The sequence below is a fragment of the Pseudomonas brassicacearum genome (assembly GCF_003732175.1).
Classification (GTDB): Bacteria; Pseudomonadota; Gammaproteobacteria; order Pseudomonadales; family Pseudomonadaceae; genus Aquipseudomonas; species Aquipseudomonas brassicacearum_G.
Genome location: NZ_MOBI01000001.1, coordinates 1 through 14,937, shown reverse-complemented (window position 1 = coordinate 14,937; position 14,937 = coordinate 1). Strand labels below are relative to the sequence as shown.

Genomic DNA, 14,937 nt, shown 5'->3' with positions numbered 1-14,937 from the left:
CCAGCGGTACCAAACCGCGCACAGTTCCCGCCCCGAGCGATGCAAATGGCGACGAAACCATCGAAGAGCTTCGTGCGCGCCTGGCAGCGCCCAAGAAGCGCACTGTCGTCCTAGCGAAGGCAGTGTCGACCGATTCAAGGCACATGGCCGAGCTGCGCCGTGAGCTGGACGAGGCCGTGGGCGCTGGCAAGATCACCGGCGCCGACGCTCGGGACATCTGCCACCAGCTCGCCGCCGGTCAAACCCTTCCGGATGACCTAGCGGTCAAACTGGCGACTGTCCTGAAGGTTAAGCCGAACGCTCATAGCTACGACGACCAAAAGCGCACGCCTGAAATGAAGGCTGAACTGCGCAAAGACCTTGCCCAGGCCGTTGCGGAAAAGAAAATCACGGCTGCACAGGCTGCGAAGGCTGAGCACCTGCTGAACGTCGGGGTTGAGCTGACCGACGACCTCAAAGTCATTCTTGGGAAGCACACGCGATGAACCCGATCAAAGTCTACGAGCCTAAGATCCAGGTGCGGCTGATAAAAACGATCAAGCGCAAGACCGTGAACGGGACTGAGCCGACTTCAGAGCGTTTCCAGGGGGCACAGGGCGCCCTGAATCTGAACAAATGGCTTGGCGATGGATCATCAATCAACACGATGAAAAGCGTCAATGAACCCGCAGGCGGCTTCTCGATAACCGTTCCTGACCAGCCTACCGACAGCGGTGGTCTGGATAGCCTGTATGGCGTAATCGAGCCGATGGATATGATCGAGATCCGCATCCGCCATGGGGCACCTACGGGCGCAGACTCCAGGCCTCCAATAGTGATGCGCGGGTTCGTGTCGTCAGTCAGCCGCGACGAGACCATGGGTCCGGATGGACGACCCGCCAGGTCAGTAACCATACAAGGCCATGACTACGGAAAAATCTGGCAAATGATCCAGATTTTCTACGGGCCGTCATACATCATCGGCGAAGATATTCTGTCCGCCTTCAAGCTGATGGATCTGTTCGGCGCGGGCGCGAGTAATGCCCTGAGCAACGTAGATTTCCTGAAGCTGGGCGTTCAAATGGTCAATGAATATCTGGCGAAGTTGTTGCCGAAGGGTGCTGAGTTTCCGCAAATCACGGTGCGATCTGAGAACGTGATCGAAGCGGCCGTCGGCATTACTGCCATACAGTCAGCCGAGGGGACGATCCACGAGCTTATGACGCGGTACCTCGATGTCGGCCCGTTCAACGAGCTATTCCTGACCGAGGATGACGATGGCGTGTATGCCGTCTACCGACAGAATCCTGTGCTCAGCCTCAGCGGCGCACCGCTGTACCCGAAGGTCACAACTGCCCCCTACGGCGGCAACTTGAACGTCGATGCCGGGCAGTTGACTATCATTGACCTGTCGGAAGATGACATTTTCTCGATCAAGGTTCAGCGAACGGATGCCAACGTAGCGAACTACTATTGGGTGTCCGCGCCAGCATTCAGCCTGAACAGCGACGTACTCATGCGACAGATGGGGGCAACTGACAGTCAGGAGGCGAAAACCGTCGATCTCGGGAGTTATGGTAACTCCAACCCCGGTCTGTACGGCCATCGCCTGATGAGGATTGAGACGAAACTTGGCGGCCCATCGGTCACTAACGTCAAATCCGGCCTGACCGAGCAGGAACAGGAAGCGCGCGACGCCAATATTTTCGACTGGATCAAGGACCGTCGTGGGTTTCTGGTCGCGCAGAACAAGGACAACAGCATCCTGGAAATTGGAACGCTTCAGATCCGCGGTAACGAGAAGATCCGCGCGGGAAATTACATCAGGGTAAGGCGCGGCACGACTGCATCCCTGTATTACGTGACTAGCGTGGCCCATCGCTTTGTGCCTTTTAGCGGCTTCACGACCACGCTCACCGTCGCTCGCGGCCAGGGTTTTGCGGATCGTATCAGGATGGGCGGAGGTGTGGACAGCCCGTACCTGGCGGAGCTTGCCAACCCTCGCCACTGACCCATTAGGCGCCAAGGGAGGCGCCGTACGCTGACCCCGCTGGGCGCCATAGCGCTGGCATGCGCCGCAGTATTCCCGGCCAGATTCTTCGCCTGAGCTGATAAACCTCCCAAGCAGGCAAAAAAAAGCCCCGCCAAGATCACAAAATCTGGCGGGGCTTGTGCGGCTGAGTCTATGAACGAACTGCCGCAAATACCGGAGCAACGGCACGAGTGAAATATTGATATCACGACGCTTTCGCGAGCACCTCACCCATGGCGAGAGGCCTTTCCGGCTGCTGGCAGGATGGCGCGGCGTGACCAGGGCTCCTGATTGGCCGGTCTGGTGCGGGTCGCAGTGCTGAGCAGGTCGACCCGCACCACTTCTGCCGGCGCGTGACCATGTAACGGGACTGCGTTACGTGGTCACGGGATATGTGACCAGGTCACGGGATTATGCGACGTGACCTGGTCACGTAATCCCGTCGTGAGCAGATCATTATCCCTTCTGTAGCTGATTGGAGCACGGCATGAAAACCTCGCAAACACCGAATCAACGTCAGAAGAAACACCGGGACAACCTGAAACTTACGGGCGTCGTCCGCGTGACTATGGAGCTGGGCAAGACCACGGCTCAGATCCTGCGGGAGATCGCCACCGAACACGGCAGAACCCACGCCGAGGTGATCGAGCTTGGGATCAAAATGGCGCGCAAGGCCCTGCAGGATGCAGAGGAACGCCAAGCGCCTATCATTGCCCCGCCGGTGCCCGCTGTTCCCCCGGTTGCCCCGCTGGATGAGCTGACGGCTGATACCGCTGCGTCCGGCTACAGTCGGTCGCGCATGAGCGCATCGGAAGCGCGAGCCGTTCGCCTTGGCCTCACTGGCGAGGTGCAGGCATGAGCGAGGCCGCTGCCTTTCATGATGCAGACGCCAGCTCGCAAGGCGTCATCTACCTATCGGACCTGGTGCCGAGCAAGAGGCACTTCGAATGCAAAAAGATCCATGGCCTCCTGGACACCGGCACATGTGCAGCGCGCTGGCTGCGCGCGAAGAGAGACCGCGAGGATGCCCGGTTCATGATTTGCCGCGGATGCGTGATCGGCGAGATCCATGCCACCGGCGTCGATCCCTTGAAGGCATTGCGGGCTGCTGGTCAGCGGGCGATAGTCGGCTCGCCAGATGAGGGGCGTCGGTGCACGCGTTGCAGCCGTAGCGGATCGCGGATCGTCGGAGGCACCCTGTGCGTGTCATGCTGGAACCGTGAGCGTGAGTTCGCCAAGGGGGTCAACGGAAAAGGCACCGCGCCGATCACCTTCGTTCCACTGGAGGACCGGCGGGTCGGCATCATGGTGGAGGGCCGGCCGGCATGGATGCGGGTGGAAGGCACGCAGAACGACCGAGAGCCCGTCACCAGGACCATCCGCCAGCGTGAGGGTGCTCGCTTTCATGGTCAGCACCCTGGCATTTCTACCTGGAACGAGTGGGCGCAGCGCTGGGAGTACCGTGATCACACAGATCAGACTCAGGTGCTACTGTCCGTCGAGTACGATGGAGTGATCGATCATATGGCGGTGCCTGCTGCCGGCCTTCGACCGGGCGAGACGCCAGTCACCCCTAGCCTACCGACGCAGCTGCATGGCGTTCATTTCGTGGCGGCGGTGCTCTCTGACTGCGATGATGAGGACATCGACTGCCCTGGTCCCGACTGGAAGCCGACGGTGTACGTCTGCAACAGCTGCTGCGTCGCCCTAGTCCAGGCGCGCACCTTCTCGGGCAAAGTTGAATGTCGCTGCCCAGCTTGCGCCGCCAGTTCAACTTGATGCTAGCCCCGCGCTAGCCAAGCCTTAACATCCGGCTAGCGCTAACGGCTGAAAGCCTTGAATTATATGGTGTCCCAGGGCAGGTTCGAACTGCCAACCTTCCCCTTAGGAGGGGGATGCTCTATCCAATTGAGCTACTGAGACACATGCCGGCCGCAAGGACATGCGGCGCGATGGACGGCGTGCATGTTAACGGGCAGGCCGGGTTTTGTCATGTCGTCTGTAGGGCTTATTAAGTGTAGGCAAACGCCGGCTTCGCTCACGGGCTCAGATTCGATCCGCTTTTGCGCTGATCCCCTCTCGCATCAATAGAGCCAGCAAGTTGTCGACGGTAGTGGAAAGCTCGCCAGAATTGTCCAGCTGAAAAACCCCTTCCGGGTCTTCTCGAGCAGCATCCGTTGAAAACAGGGTATTGCGCTCAAGTCGGGCTTCGATTTCCTCAGCGCTCTCGCGCCCTCGCCGCTCAAGACGTTTGCGCAGGGCATCGGTTTTGACCGTCAGCAATATGGGCAACAACGAGGGATAACGTGTCATGGCTTCGGACAAATGACCTCTTGAGCCGTTGATCAGCACATGGCGACCGTCACTCAACCAGCAATCGATCTCTGCCGGGATGCCGTAATCAAGCCCATTGGCACGCCAGCACAGCGCAAAACCACCTTCGCGCCTCATTTGAGCAAATTGCTCCCTGGAAACACTCAAAGCGTCTTCGCCAACCGATTCAGCCGACCGGGTAATCACCCTGCGCACCACAACGCAATCAAGGCCAAGCAAAGAGTCACGGGCCGCATCGATCAGGCTGTCTTTGCCGGAGCCGGACGGCCCCATCAAATAAATAAGTCTGCCGTGCATCCCTATATCACCCCCCATTGCGTGCTCGCCCTAGTAAATCGGCCATTTGCCACTATCCTGTATCTTGTAAGGAACGAAGATCGTATCCGCATAGCATGCACGCTCAGGGGCGCCCAAGCACCCACCTGTCGGGCAAAGAGGACGCGGTCAGATGTACGGGCCCGGCAAGTGTTTTCAAACCAGTCCGCATTTCTGATAATTGGTGCTGGCATAACGCCTGCTTCCAGTTCAATATTTGTCACAGAATTGACGCCAATGATCTGGCAATTTTGAGGCATGATGCGGGCCTCATATCAATTCAGGTTGAACATTTGGTAACGAAGCTTGTCCTACATGACATCCTGCGGCCAATTCCGAGAACCGCTCCCCTGAACTAACCGGTTAAATATATGCGCCCATTGAAACAGGCAATTTATTCCAGCCGTACGGCTGACAAGTTCGTCGTACGTCTGCCAGACGGGATGCGTGAACGCATTGCCGAGGTGGCTCGCAATCATCACCGCAGCATGAATTCCGAGATCATCGCCCGCCTTGAGCAGAGTCTTATTCAGGAAGGCGCGCTGGGCGAAGAATTGAGCATGCGCCTGGACAGCCCCGAGCTGTCACTGCACGAACGCGAACTGCTTCAACGTTTCCGTCAACTCTCCCACCGCCAGCAAAACGCACTGGTTTCGCTGATTGCCCACGACGCTGAAATGGCCGCAGACGCCTCCTGATTGCATCCCGTAAGCTCTAGCCAGCCATGTGCTGGCTTTTTTTTGCCTGAAATTCAGCCAATCGCCAACTCAACGGCAAGTTCAGTTGCCATCGACATTACGCTAATAGATTGAAAAATGAAGGTGCGCGGCCTGCTGGCTTGAGCAAGACCGCACACTAGAAACTCAGAGCAGGAAGATTGTCGCCAGCCCGAGGAAGATGAAGAAACCACCGCTGTCGGTCATGGCCGTGATCATGACGCTCGCGCCCATCGCCGGGTCGCGCCCAAAGCGCGCCAGGGTCATCGGAATCAAAACCCCCATCAATGCCGCCAGCAACAGGTTCAAGGTCATGGCGGCAGTCATCACCACGCCCAGTGACCAACTGCCATACAGCAGGTAGGCCATCACGCCGATTACCCCACCCCAGACCAGGCCATTGATCAAGCCAACCGCCAGCTCCTTGCGCATGAGACGCGAGGTATTACCAGTGCTGACCTGATCGAGCGCCATCGCACGAACGATCATGGTAATCGTCTGGTTGCCGGAGTTACCGCCAATACCGGCAACGATTGGCATCAACGCCGCCAGGGCCACCAGCTTCTCGATAGAACCTTCGAACAAACCGATTACCCGCGATGCAACAAACGCGGTAATCAGGTTGATCGCCAGCCAGGCCCAGCGGTTGCGCAAGGATTTCCAGACTGACGCGAAAATATCTTCCTCTTCACGCAGACCCGCCATGTTGAGAACTTCGCTTTCGCTCTCTTCACGAATCAGGTCGACCATCTCGTCGATGGTCAGACGACCAATGAGCTTGTCGTTCTTGTCGACCACCGGGGCCGAAATCAAGTCATAACGCTCAAAAGCCTGCGCGGCATCGTAGGCGTCTTCATCCGGGTGAAAACTCACCGGATCGCTGGCCATGACTTCCGAGACCTGCTTGTCTGGATCGTTGACCAGCAGTCGCTTGATTGGCAGCACACCCTTGAGCACGCCATCGTAGTCAACCACGAACAACTTGTCGGTATGGCCTGGCAGCTCTTTGAGGCGACGCAAGTAACGCAGAACCACTTCAAGACTGACATCCTCTCGGATCGTCACCATCTCGAAGTCCATCAATGCACCGACCTGTTCCTCGTCATAGGACAACGCGGAGCGAACGCGCTCACGCTGTTGACCATCGAGGGTTTCCATCAGCTCGTGGACGACGTCTCGCGGCAGCTCGGGGGCCAGGTCAGCGAGTTCGTCGGCATCCATCTCCTTGGCCGCCGCCAGGAGCTCCTGATCGTCCATGTCGGCAATCAGGGTCTCGCGAACCGAGTCGGATACTTCAAGCAGGATGTCGCCGTCGCGCTCAGCCTTGACCAACTGCCAGACAGTCAGACGCTCGGCAAGCGGCAAGGCTTCAAGAATGTAGGCAACGTCGGCGGAGTGCAGATCATCGAGCTTGCGTTGCAACTCGACGAGGTTTTGGCGGTGGACCAGGTTCTCGACCAGGTCGTGATGATGACCTTCCTGGCGATGAGTCAGGTCTTCGACCACCCGCTGGCGATGCAGCAGCTCAACGACTTGAGCAAGGCGATCTTGCAGGCTTTCTTGCGTTTTCTTTACTTCAACTTCAGTCATAGGCGAACTCCACTCCCAGCAGCGGGGCACGCCGGAAGGATCAATCAGTCAATTCATGATTGGTAAAACGGGGTACTGAGTAACTACTGGGTAAGTCCATGGAGGTATTCCACAAGCCCCGGCGGGGCTGACGGACGCAATCATACACCGCCTGAGGGCTTTAAACGTTAAAAATCCAGCCTGAAACAAGCGCTTGCAAGATAAACCTGAACGCTGTCCGCATCCGTGAAACTGCGACGACTCATCCTGAAAAGAAAACACACCCCCACTGAGAAATGTACTGACTACCCTTGATCGTGACCGTCATGGAGGACGCCCAATGCTCTGGAAAACACTCACAACCCTGTTGATCACCCTGCTCTGCCCGCCTCTACAGGCCACTGCAACAACTGTGCATCGATGTGAAGACGCCAAGGGCCGTATCACCTACACAACGCTGAGCTGCCCCCATGGAGAGTCACTGTCACGGCAGAACATTTACAACCCAGGCGTTTTCAAATTCGAGGCAATACTCCCCGGCGCCAACCACCAGGAAACATCAGGAATTAAAAGCGCACCGAGAGATCCGACCGTTATCGGCCAAATGAATGACAAATGCGCAAACGTGCTCAGCGCCAAGGAGCGTCGCGAAGCAATCATCAATCAGCGGATTGTTCCTGGCATGAGCCAGCAGGAAGTTGAAAGCGCGCTGGGCAAACCCGACAAGATCAGCATTCGAAACGCGACAACGAATTATCGCTACGACAGCAAGAAAGGTCGTAGCGCGCAAATCGTATTCGACGAGAAGGGATGTGTAAAAGGCAAATCCCAGACAGCAAAAAGCCCGCGTTAGACGCAGGCTTTTTGGTGTTTGGTGCACTCGACAGGATTCGAACCTGTGACCGCTCGGTTCGTAGCCGAGTACTCTATCCAGCTGAGCTACGAGTGCAATTTGTGTTTTTAGACCAGATCACAACTGGTTGAAACCAGGTTACCTGCATTACTGCAAACAACCCTTAAATGGTGCACTCGACAGGATTCGAACCTGTGACCGCTCGGTTCGTAGCCGAGTACTCTATCCAGCTGAGCTACGAGTGCATTTGTTGCCGCGCATTATAGGCCGTTAAATCTTTTTGTAAAGCGCTTTTTTCTAGTAATTTCAACAACTTACCGAAGAAGCCAGATTACAACGTACTAAATAAATAATGGCGGAGAACGGGGGATTCGAACCCCCGACACCCTTTTGAGGTGTACTCCCTTAGCAGGGGAGCGCCTTCGGCCACTCGGCCAGCTCTCCGCAACACGGGGCGTATCTTAACCAACCTTTTCCCCGTTTGCAAACATAAAAAACGATAAAAATTAATGGCTTGGTTCGTCGTCCTTCTCTTTCTTGATCCGCAGGTAGATTTCCTCACGGTGAACAGCCACCTCTTTAGGCGCGTTAACGCCAATACGCACTTGATTTCCTTTGACGCCGAGCACGGTCACGGTGATTTCGCCATCACCAATAATCAGGCTTTCTGCGCACCGACGAGTCAGAATCAGCATACCTTTCTCCTCACGCATTTCATTTCAGGGACAACAGTCTGCAAAAAAAAGGCGCTCGACCTACAACCAGAACGATCGCAGCCCTACACGCCTAAGTATTGACCAGCACGAGCAAAAGAACAGGTTTCAGTCGCGCCACTCAAAAAAACAAAGGGCGCGGTCAGACCGCGCCCTTAGTGGAGCATCACTCGCCCTGGCGGGCCGGTGCGTCCAGTTCGAAAGCTGTGTGCAGAGCGCGCACAGCCAATTCCAGGTACTTCTCTTCGATTACCACGGACACCTTGATTTCCGAAGTCGAGATCATCTGGATGTTAATGGTTTCTTTAGCCAGAGCCTCGAACATACGGCTGGCAACGCCTGCGTGAGAACGCATGCCAACACCGACGATCGACACCTTGGCGATCTTGGTGTCGCCAACGACTTCACGGGCACCGATCTCGCGAGCGGTGTTTTCCAGCACGGTCTGCGCCGCCTGGTAGTCGTTGCGGTGCACAGTGAAGGTGAAGTCGGTGGTGTTATCGTGCGCAACGTTCTGCACGATCATGTCGACTTCGATGTTCGCGGCGCTGATCGGGCCGAGAATCTTGAAGGCCACGCCCGGAGTGTCTGGCACGCCACGGATGGTCAGCTTGGCTTCATCGCGGTTGAAAGCGATGCCGGAAATGATCGGCTGTTCCATGGATTCCTCTTCATCAATAGTAATGAGGGTGCCCGGACCCTCCTTGAAGCTGTGCAGTACGCGCAGCGGAACGTTGTACTTACCGGCGAACTCGACCGCGCGGATCTGCAACACCTTGGAACCGAGGCTGGCCATTTCCAGCATCTCTTCAAAGGTGATCTTGTCCAGGCGCTGAGCCACGGACACCACGCGCGGGTCGGTGGTGTAGACGCCGTCGACATCGGTGTAGATCTGGCATTCATCAGCCTTCAGGGCCGCTGCCAGCGCCACGCCGGTGGTGTCGGAACCGCCACGACCAAGGGTGGTGATGTTGCCGTGCTCGTCGACGCCCTGGAAACCGGCAACGACAACCACGCGACCGGCCTTCAGGTCACCGCGAATCTTCTGGTCATCAATCTGCAAGATACGCGCTTTATTGTGCGCGCTATCCGTCAGAATCCGTACCTGGTTGCCGGTGTACGACACCGCCGGTACGCCGCGCTTGATCAGCGCCATGGCCAGCAGTGCAATCGTCACCTGCTCACCGGTGGAGACGATGACATCCAGCTCACGGGGAACCGGTTGATCGCCGCCACTGATTTGCTTGGCCAGATCGATCAGACGGTTGGTCTCGCCGCTCATTGCAGACAGCACGACCACCAGGTCATCGCCGGCCTCGCGGAATTTCTTAACCTTGTCGGCGACCTGCTCGATTCTCTCGACAGTGCCGACTGAGGTGCCTCCAAATTTCTGTACGATCAAAGCCATTTCAAAGCCGCCTCAGCCCATGAAGGGCGCCCATTAATCACTCAAACAGCTGCGAAGCCCGCCACTAGACGACGGGCTCGGCACGCAGCCTTAAATACCCTGCTCTACAAACGGCACGGTCAGGGCCAATGCAGCATCCAGTGCGCCAGCGTCGGTACCGCCGCCCTGCGCCATGTCTGGACGACCACCGCCCTTCCCGCCCACTGCCGCAGCGGCTTGCTTCATCAAATCACCGGCTTTGAGTTGGCCAGTCAGGTCCTTGGTCACACCAGCAACCAGCACGACCTTTTCCTCATGGACACTGCCGAGCAGGATCACTGCGCGGCCGAGTTTGTTCTTCAGTTGATCGACCAGCGCCAGCAGCGCCTTGCCGTCCTGACCGTCGAGACGCACGGCCAGTACTTTCACGCCTTTGACGTCCTGGGCAGAAGCCGACAGGTCGTCGCCCGCCGCACTGGCGGCCTTGGCTTGCAACTGCTCGAGTTGCTTTTCCAGCAGACGGTTGCGCTCAAGCACAGCCGACAGCTTGTCGATCAGGTTGTCGCGGCTGCCCTTGACCAGGTTGGCCGCTTCCTTGAGTTGCTCTTCCGCAGCATTCAGGTAAGCCAGTGCTGCAGCGCCTGTCACCGCCTCGATACGACGCACGCCAGACGCCACGCCGCCTTCGCTGATGATTTTCAGCAGGCCGATGTCGCCGGTACGATTGGCATGGATACCACCGCACAGCTCGACGGAGAAGTCGCCCATGCTCAGTACGCGCACGCTGTCGCCGTACTTCTCGCCGAACAGCGCCATGGCGCCTTTCTGCTTGGCGGTGTCGATATCGGTTTCTTCGGTTTCAACTTCGGAGTTCTTGCGAATTTCGGCGTTGACGATTTCTTCCAGCGCTTTCAGCTGTTCAGGCTTGATCGCTTCAAAGTGGCTGAAGTCAAAGCGTAGACGCTGACTGTCGACCAACGAGCCTTTCTGCTGAACGTGCTCACCCAGCACCTGGCGCAATGCCGCGTGCAGCAAGTGAGTGGCGGAGTGGTTCAGCGAAGTGGCATGACGTACATCGGCATCCACCTGAGCCTGAACCGGCGAGCCGATGGTCAGGCTGCCCGAATCCAGCACACCGTGGTGCAGGAACGCACCGCCAGTCTTGGTGGTGTCGCGCACGTCGAAACGCGCAGCGCCTGCCTGCAGGTAACCGCAATCACCGATCTGACCGCCGGATTCCGCATAGAACGGCGTCTGATCGAGAACGACCACGCCCTCTTCGCCTTCGCTCAATACGTCGACCGATTGCCCGCCTTTATACAGAGCCACGATTTTTGCGGAACCACTGTGAGCGGTGTAACCGGTGAACTCGGTGGCCACATCAACCTTGACCAGGCTGTTGTAGTCCATGCCGAAGGAACTGGCCGAACGGGCACGGACGCGCTGGGCTTCCATTTCGCGCTCGAAGCCCTCTTCGTCGATGGTCAGGCTGCGCTCGCGAGCGATGTCGCCGGTCAGGTCCATCGGGAAACCGTAGGTGTCGTACAACTTGAACACCACGTCGCCTGGCACCACGTTGCCTTTGAGTTCGGCCAGATCCTGCTCGAGGATCTTCAGGCCCTGCTCCAGGGTTTTGGCGAACTGCTCTTCTTCGGCTTTCAGCACGCGCTCGATGTGCGCCTGCTGGGATTTCAGCTCAGGGAAGGCTTCACCCATCTCGGCAACCAGTGCGCCAACGATCTGATAGAAGAAGCTGCCCTTGGCGCCCAGCTTGTTGCCGTGACGGCACGCACGGCGAATGATCCGGCGCAGCACGTAGCCGCGACCTTCGTTGGACGGCAGCACGCCGTCGGCGATCAGGAAACCGCAGGAACGGATGTGGTCAGCCACGACTTTCAGCGAAGCCTGGTTGTCGTTGGTGCAAGCGATGGCCTTGGCCGAAGCGCTCAGCAGGCTCTGGAACAGGTCGATTTCATAGTTCGAGTGAACGTGCTGCAGCACGGCACTGATCCGCTCCAGGCCCATGCCGGTATCCACCGACGGCGCTGGCAACGGGTGCAACACGCCATCGGCGGTGCGGTTGAACTGCATGAACACGTTGTTCCAGATTTCGATGTAACGGTCGCCGTCTTCTTCTGGCGAACCCGGTGGTCCACCCCAGATGTCGGCGCCGTGATCGTAGAAAATCTCGGTGCAAGGACCGCACGGGCCGGTATCGCCCATGGTCCAGAAGTTGTCGGACGCGTATGGCGCGCCTTTGTTGTCGCCGATGCGAACCATGCGCTCGGCCGGAACCCCGACTTCCTTGGTCCAGATGTCGTACGCCTCGTCATCGCTGGCGTAGACCGTGACCCAGAGCTTTTCCTTCGGCAGGTTCAGCCACTTGTCGGAGGTCAGGAAGGTCCAGGCGTAGGTGATCGCATCACGCTTGAAGTAGTCACCGAAGCTGAAGTTACCCAGCATTTCGAAGAAGGTGTGGTGACGAGCGGTATAACCGACGTTTTCCAGGTCGTTGTGCTTGCCACCGGCGCGAACGCACTTCTGGCTGCTGACGGCGCGGGTATAGGCGCGCTTTTCCTGGCCCAGAAAGCAGTCCTTGAACTGGTTCATCCCCGCGTTAGTGAACAGCAGGGTTGGGTCGTTGCCCGGAATCAAAGAGCTGGAGGCTACACGGGTGTGGCCTTGCTCTTCGAAGAAGCGAAGGAAGGCTTCACGGATTTCTGCGCTTTTCATTAGGTTCTTCCACGGAGGCTGCGGCCAAAGGCCTGTGCGAATCGTCAACAGACGAAGCGACGGCAAAGGGCCGCATTATATCGGCGTTAGTGAGCAGGTACAGTGTGTTTGTACGATACAGACAGTCAATTGGACGGCTAACACCTTCAGTTTTGAGAAAACTCGACGAAAGTCGCGATCACCTGCTCGATCTGCGCCCGGTTAACGTCCATGTGAGTGACCATGCGCAAACGTGAAGCGGCGCTGAGCTTGATCCCGCGCTCACCGGCAAACGCCTTGAGCGCCTCGCATTTTTCGCCCATTTGCACATAGACCATATTGGTCTGTACCGGCTCGACTTCATAGCCCGCCTCTCGCAGACCTTCAGCCAGAAACTGCGCGTTGGCGTGGTCGTCCTCCAGGCGTTGCACGTTGTGATCCAGCGCATACAAGCCTGCCGCCGCAAGAATGCCGGCCTGACGCATGCCGCCACCCACCATCTTGCGCAGGCGCCGGGCCTTGCCGATCAACTCGGCCGAACCGCAGAGCACTGAACCGATCGGGGCGCCGAGGCCTTTGGACAGGCACACCGACACCGAATCGAAGTGCCGGGTGATTTCCTGCGCATCGACGCCCAGCTTGACCGCTGCGTTGTACAACCGCGCGCCGTCCAGGTGCAGCGACAGACCGTGCTCACGGGTGAAGCGGCGAGCCCGCGCCAGATACTCCAGCGGCAATACCTTGCCTTGCATGGTGTTTTCCAGCGCCAGCAGCCGGGTCCGGGCGAAGTGGAAATCGTCCGGCTTGATCGCCGCAGCCACCTGAGCCAGGTCCAGCGAACCGTCGGCTTGAAATTCCAGAGGTTGCGGCTGGATCGAGCCCAACACTGCGGCCCCGCCACCTTCGTACTTATACGTGTGCGCCTGCTGGCCGACGATGTACTCGTCACCGCGCTCGCAGTGAGCCATCAATCCCAGCAGATTACTCATGGTGCCCGTCGGCACGAACAGCGCCGCAGCAAACCCCAGACGCCTGGCCAGCTCAGCCTCAAGCTGATTGACCGTCGGATCTTCGCCGTAGACGTCATCCCCGGTGGCCGCGTTGGCCATCGCGTCGAGCATCCCTGCGGTCGGCTGGGTGACGGTGTCGCTACGAAGATCGATAACACTCATGAATCAGGCCTCGGAATAGGACGCTAACGTCGCTGCTGATAAGGGAAATCTCTTTCGAAGAGGATTACTGCGGCCAACGCCGCGATTAATCAAGGCCTGCGCCAGGAAAGGCTGCTCAAGCCAACGGATAAACCGATGTATATCATCAGAAAGCAGCCATGCGCAGCCCACAAATATGTGTTAAAAACTCTCCGCCGCCAGAAAACCTGGCAGCAAAACGTTCTCAGGGCGGGGTGCAACTCCCCACCGGCGGTAATTGCGCGCAATGCGCATAGCCCGCGAGCGCTTGGTGTCACTGATGCTTCGGCAGCAGGTGACGGCAAGGTCAGCAGACCCGGTGTGATCCCGGGGCCGACGGTCATAGTCCGGATGAAGAGAGAACGGGATTGGCACCAAAGGGCCGTCCGTGGGCAACGCGCAAACACTGCACGGCTGACCTGCACGCACCCTTAAATCCCATTCGATTCATAACGCCCTGTTTTTCACACAAACAGGAGTCAGAACAGATGCAACCCACCGCAATCGATAGCAAAAGCAAAAACCATCAGGGCGAACGCGTAGCGTTTATCCAGGCGTGCTGGCACAAGGAAATCGTTGATCAAAGCCGTAAGGGCTTCGTCAGCGAGATGGTCGCTCAGGGCTATCAGGAATCGGATATCGACTTTTTTGAAGTCGGCGGCGCCTTTGAAATTCCACTGCACGCCAAGCTGCTGGCCAAGTCCGGCCGTTACGCGGGCATCGTCGCTGCAGGTTTAGTGGTTGACGGCGGCATCTACCGCCACGAGTTCGTCGCCCAGTCGGTGATCAGCGGCCTGATGCAGGTTCAGCTGGAAACCGAAGTGCCGGTGTTCTCGGTCGTGCTGACCCCACATCACTTCCATGCAGGCGAAGAGCACCAGAAGTTCTTCTTCGAGCACTTTGTGCATAAAGGCCAGGAAGCGGCGAAGACCTGCGCCGACACGCTGCACAAGATGCGTGCCTTGCGTCGCACTGAACACCGCGCGGTAGCCGTTTAAGCTCTGGCACTGATCGTTCCCACGCTCTGCGTGGGAATGCCTCAATGGACGCTCTGCGTCCGCTTCGGTAGGGACGCGGAGCGTCCCGGGCTGCATTCCCACGCAGAGCGTCACTAGTGTCCGGTAAAAACTGAAGGGG

General features: G+C 57.9%; 13 protein-coding genes, 4 tRNA genes and 1 riboswitch. Of the genes, 7 read left to right on the top strand and 10 right to left on the bottom strand.

The genetic code is table 11. From position 1 onward, the window contains the following. Nucleotides 1-143 precede the first annotated feature (143 nt). The 4 genes from BK658_RS00095 to BK658_RS00080 all read left to right on the top strand — a co-directional run bounded on the left by BK658_RS00095 (nt 144) and on the right by BK658_RS00080 (nt 3,790). Complete coding sequence (locus BK658_RS00095) at nt 144-485, top strand: hypothetical protein (RefSeq protein WP_148049690.1); 342 nt, start codon at nt 144-146, stop codon at nt 483-485. Next, nucleotides 482-1,990 (top strand): hypothetical protein, encoded by a 1,509-nt coding sequence (locus BK658_RS00090; RefSeq protein WP_123580123.1) that lies wholly within the window; start codon nt 482-484, stop codon nt 1,988-1,990. Before BK658_RS00095 ends, BK658_RS00090 begins: the two co-directional genes overlap by 4 nt. A gap of 508 nt (nt 1,991-2,498) precedes the next feature. After that, the gene (locus BK658_RS00085; RefSeq protein WP_123580122.1) at nt 2,499-2,870 is read left to right on the top strand and encodes a hypothetical protein; all 372 of its coding nucleotides are present in this window, start codon (nt 2,499-2,501) and stop codon (nt 2,868-2,870) included. Beyond that, on the top strand, nt 2,867-3,790 hold the full coding sequence (locus tag BK658_RS00080) for a hypothetical protein (RefSeq protein ID WP_123580121.1): 924 nt from the start codon (nt 2,867-2,869) through the stop codon (nt 3,788-3,790). The genes BK658_RS00085 and BK658_RS00080 overlap by 4 nt, the downstream gene beginning before the upstream one ends. Before the next feature lie 67 nt (nt 3,791-3,857). On the opposite strand, the gene BK658_RS00075 is transcribed toward BK658_RS00080, so the two are convergent. Next, nucleotides 3,858-3,934 (bottom strand) — tRNA-Arg (locus tag BK658_RS00075). A gap of 123 nt (nt 3,935-4,057) precedes the next feature. Beyond that, the gene (gene phnN, locus BK658_RS00065) at nt 4,058-4,642 is read right to left on the bottom strand and encodes a phosphonate metabolism protein/1,5-bisphosphokinase (PRPP-forming) PhnN (protein WP_123580120.1); all 585 of its coding nucleotides are present in this window, start codon (nt 4,640-4,642) and stop codon (nt 4,058-4,060) included. A gap of 389 nt (nt 4,643-5,031) precedes the next feature. On the opposite strand from phnN, the gene BK658_RS00055 reads away from it, so the two are divergent. After that, the gene (locus tag BK658_RS00055) at nt 5,032-5,358 is read left to right on the top strand and encodes an Arc family DNA-binding protein (RefSeq protein WP_003178899.1); all 327 of its coding nucleotides are present in this window, start codon (nt 5,032-5,034) and stop codon (nt 5,356-5,358) included. Between the two features lie 165 nt (nt 5,359-5,523). On the opposite strand, the gene mgtE is transcribed toward BK658_RS00055, so the two are convergent. Then, the gene (gene mgtE, locus BK658_RS00050; RefSeq protein WP_123580118.1) at nt 5,524-6,966 is read right to left on the bottom strand and encodes a magnesium transporter; all 1,443 of its coding nucleotides are present in this window, start codon (nt 6,964-6,966) and stop codon (nt 5,524-5,526) included. Between the two features lie 319 nt (nt 6,967-7,285). On the opposite strand from mgtE, the gene BK658_RS00045 reads away from it, so the two are divergent. After that, nucleotides 7,286-7,798, top strand: coding sequence for a cell envelope protein SmpA (locus tag BK658_RS00045; protein ID WP_123580117.1), 513 nt, complete (start codon nt 7,286-7,288; stop codon nt 7,796-7,798). Nucleotides 7,799-7,817: 19 nt separating this feature from the next. Here the strand turns inward: BK658_RS00045 and BK658_RS00040 are convergent. The 7 genes from BK658_RS00040 to ltaE all read right to left on the bottom strand — a co-directional run bounded on the left by BK658_RS00040 (nt 7,818) and on the right by ltaE (nt 13,782). Continuing rightward, nucleotides 7,818-7,894 (bottom strand) — tRNA-Arg (locus BK658_RS00040). A 72-nt stretch (nt 7,895-7,966) separates the two neighbouring features. Further along, nucleotides 7,967-8,043, bottom strand: a tRNA-Arg gene (locus BK658_RS00035). 108 nt (nt 8,044-8,151) lie between these two features. Continuing rightward, nucleotides 8,152-8,242, bottom strand: a tRNA-Ser gene (locus BK658_RS00030). 62 nt (nt 8,243-8,304) lie between these two features. After that, nucleotides 8,305-8,493: a carbon storage regulator CsrA gene (csrA, locus tag BK658_RS00025; RefSeq protein ID WP_003178872.1), complete on the bottom strand. Its 189-nt coding sequence runs from the start codon at nt 8,491-8,493 to the stop codon at nt 8,305-8,307. A 184-nt stretch (nt 8,494-8,677) separates the two neighbouring features. Then, nucleotides 8,678-9,919 (bottom strand): aspartate kinase, encoded by a 1,242-nt coding sequence (locus tag BK658_RS00020; protein WP_054593612.1) that lies wholly within the window; start codon nt 9,917-9,919, stop codon nt 8,678-8,680. A gap of 90 nt (nt 9,920-10,009) precedes the next feature. Then, nucleotides 10,010-12,631, bottom strand: coding sequence for an alanine--tRNA ligase (gene alaS, locus BK658_RS00015; RefSeq protein ID WP_123580116.1), 2,622 nt, complete (start codon nt 12,629-12,631; stop codon nt 10,010-10,012). 146 nt (nt 12,632-12,777) lie between these two features. Then, the gene (gene ltaE / locus BK658_RS00010) at nt 12,778-13,782 is read right to left on the bottom strand and encodes a low-specificity L-threonine aldolase (protein ID WP_123580115.1); all 1,005 of its coding nucleotides are present in this window, start codon (nt 13,780-13,782) and stop codon (nt 12,778-12,780) included. A 215-nt stretch (nt 13,783-13,997) separates the two neighbouring features. Next, nucleotides 13,998-14,168: riboswitch (FMN riboswitch) on the top strand. 120 nt (nt 14,169-14,288) lie between these two features. Here ltaE and BK658_RS00005 point away from each other — a divergent pair. Next, the gene (locus BK658_RS00005) at nt 14,289-14,798 is read left to right on the top strand and encodes a 6,7-dimethyl-8-ribityllumazine synthase (protein ID WP_019693156.1); all 510 of its coding nucleotides are present in this window, start codon (nt 14,289-14,291) and stop codon (nt 14,796-14,798) included. Nucleotides 14,799-14,937 lie beyond the last annotated feature (139 nt).

Excerpts from the sequence above, each read along its gene's own strand:
- BK658_RS00080 (WP_123580121.1), top strand. The coding sequence starts at position 2,867 with ATGAGCGAGGCCGCTGCCTTTCATGATGCAGACGCCAGCTCGCAAGGC.
- phnN (WP_123580120.1), bottom strand. The coding sequence starts at position 4,642 with ATGCACGGCAGACTTATTTATTTGATGGGGCCGTCCGGCTCCGGCAAA.
- BK658_RS00045 (WP_123580117.1), top strand. The coding sequence starts at position 7,286 with ATGCTCTGGAAAACACTCACAACCCTGTTGATCACCCTGCTCTGCCCG.
- BK658_RS00020 (WP_054593612.1), bottom strand. The coding sequence starts at position 9,919 with ATGGCTTTGATCGTACAGAAATTTGGAGGCACCTCAGTCGGCACTGTC.
- alaS (WP_123580116.1), bottom strand. The coding sequence starts at position 12,631 with ATGAAAAGCGCAGAAATCCGTGAAGCCTTCCTTCGCTTCTTCGAAGAG.
- mgtE (WP_123580118.1), bottom strand. The coding sequence starts at position 6,966 with ATGACTGAAGTTGAAGTAAAGAAAACGCAAGAAAGCCTGCAAGATCGC.
- BK658_RS00090 (WP_123580123.1), top strand. The coding sequence starts at position 482 with ATGAACCCGATCAAAGTCTACGAGCCTAAGATCCAGGTGCGGCTGATA.
- BK658_RS00085 (WP_123580122.1), top strand. The coding sequence starts at position 2,499 with ATGAAAACCTCGCAAACACCGAATCAACGTCAGAAGAAACACCGGGAC.
- BK658_RS00095 (WP_148049690.1), top strand. The coding sequence starts at position 144 with ATGGCCGAGCTGCGCCGTGAGCTGGACGAGGCCGTGGGCGCTGGCAAG.
- csrA (WP_003178872.1), bottom strand. The coding sequence starts at position 8,493 with ATGCTGATTCTGACTCGTCGGTGCGCAGAAAGCCTGATTATTGGTGAT.
- BK658_RS00055 (WP_003178899.1), top strand. The coding sequence starts at position 5,032 with ATGCGCCCATTGAAACAGGCAATTTATTCCAGCCGTACGGCTGACAAG.
- ltaE (WP_123580115.1), bottom strand. The coding sequence starts at position 13,782 with ATGAGTGTTATCGATCTTCGTAGCGACACCGTCACCCAGCCGACCGCA.
- BK658_RS00005 (WP_019693156.1), top strand. The coding sequence starts at position 14,289 with ATGCAACCCACCGCAATCGATAGCAAAAGCAAAAACCATCAGGGCGAA.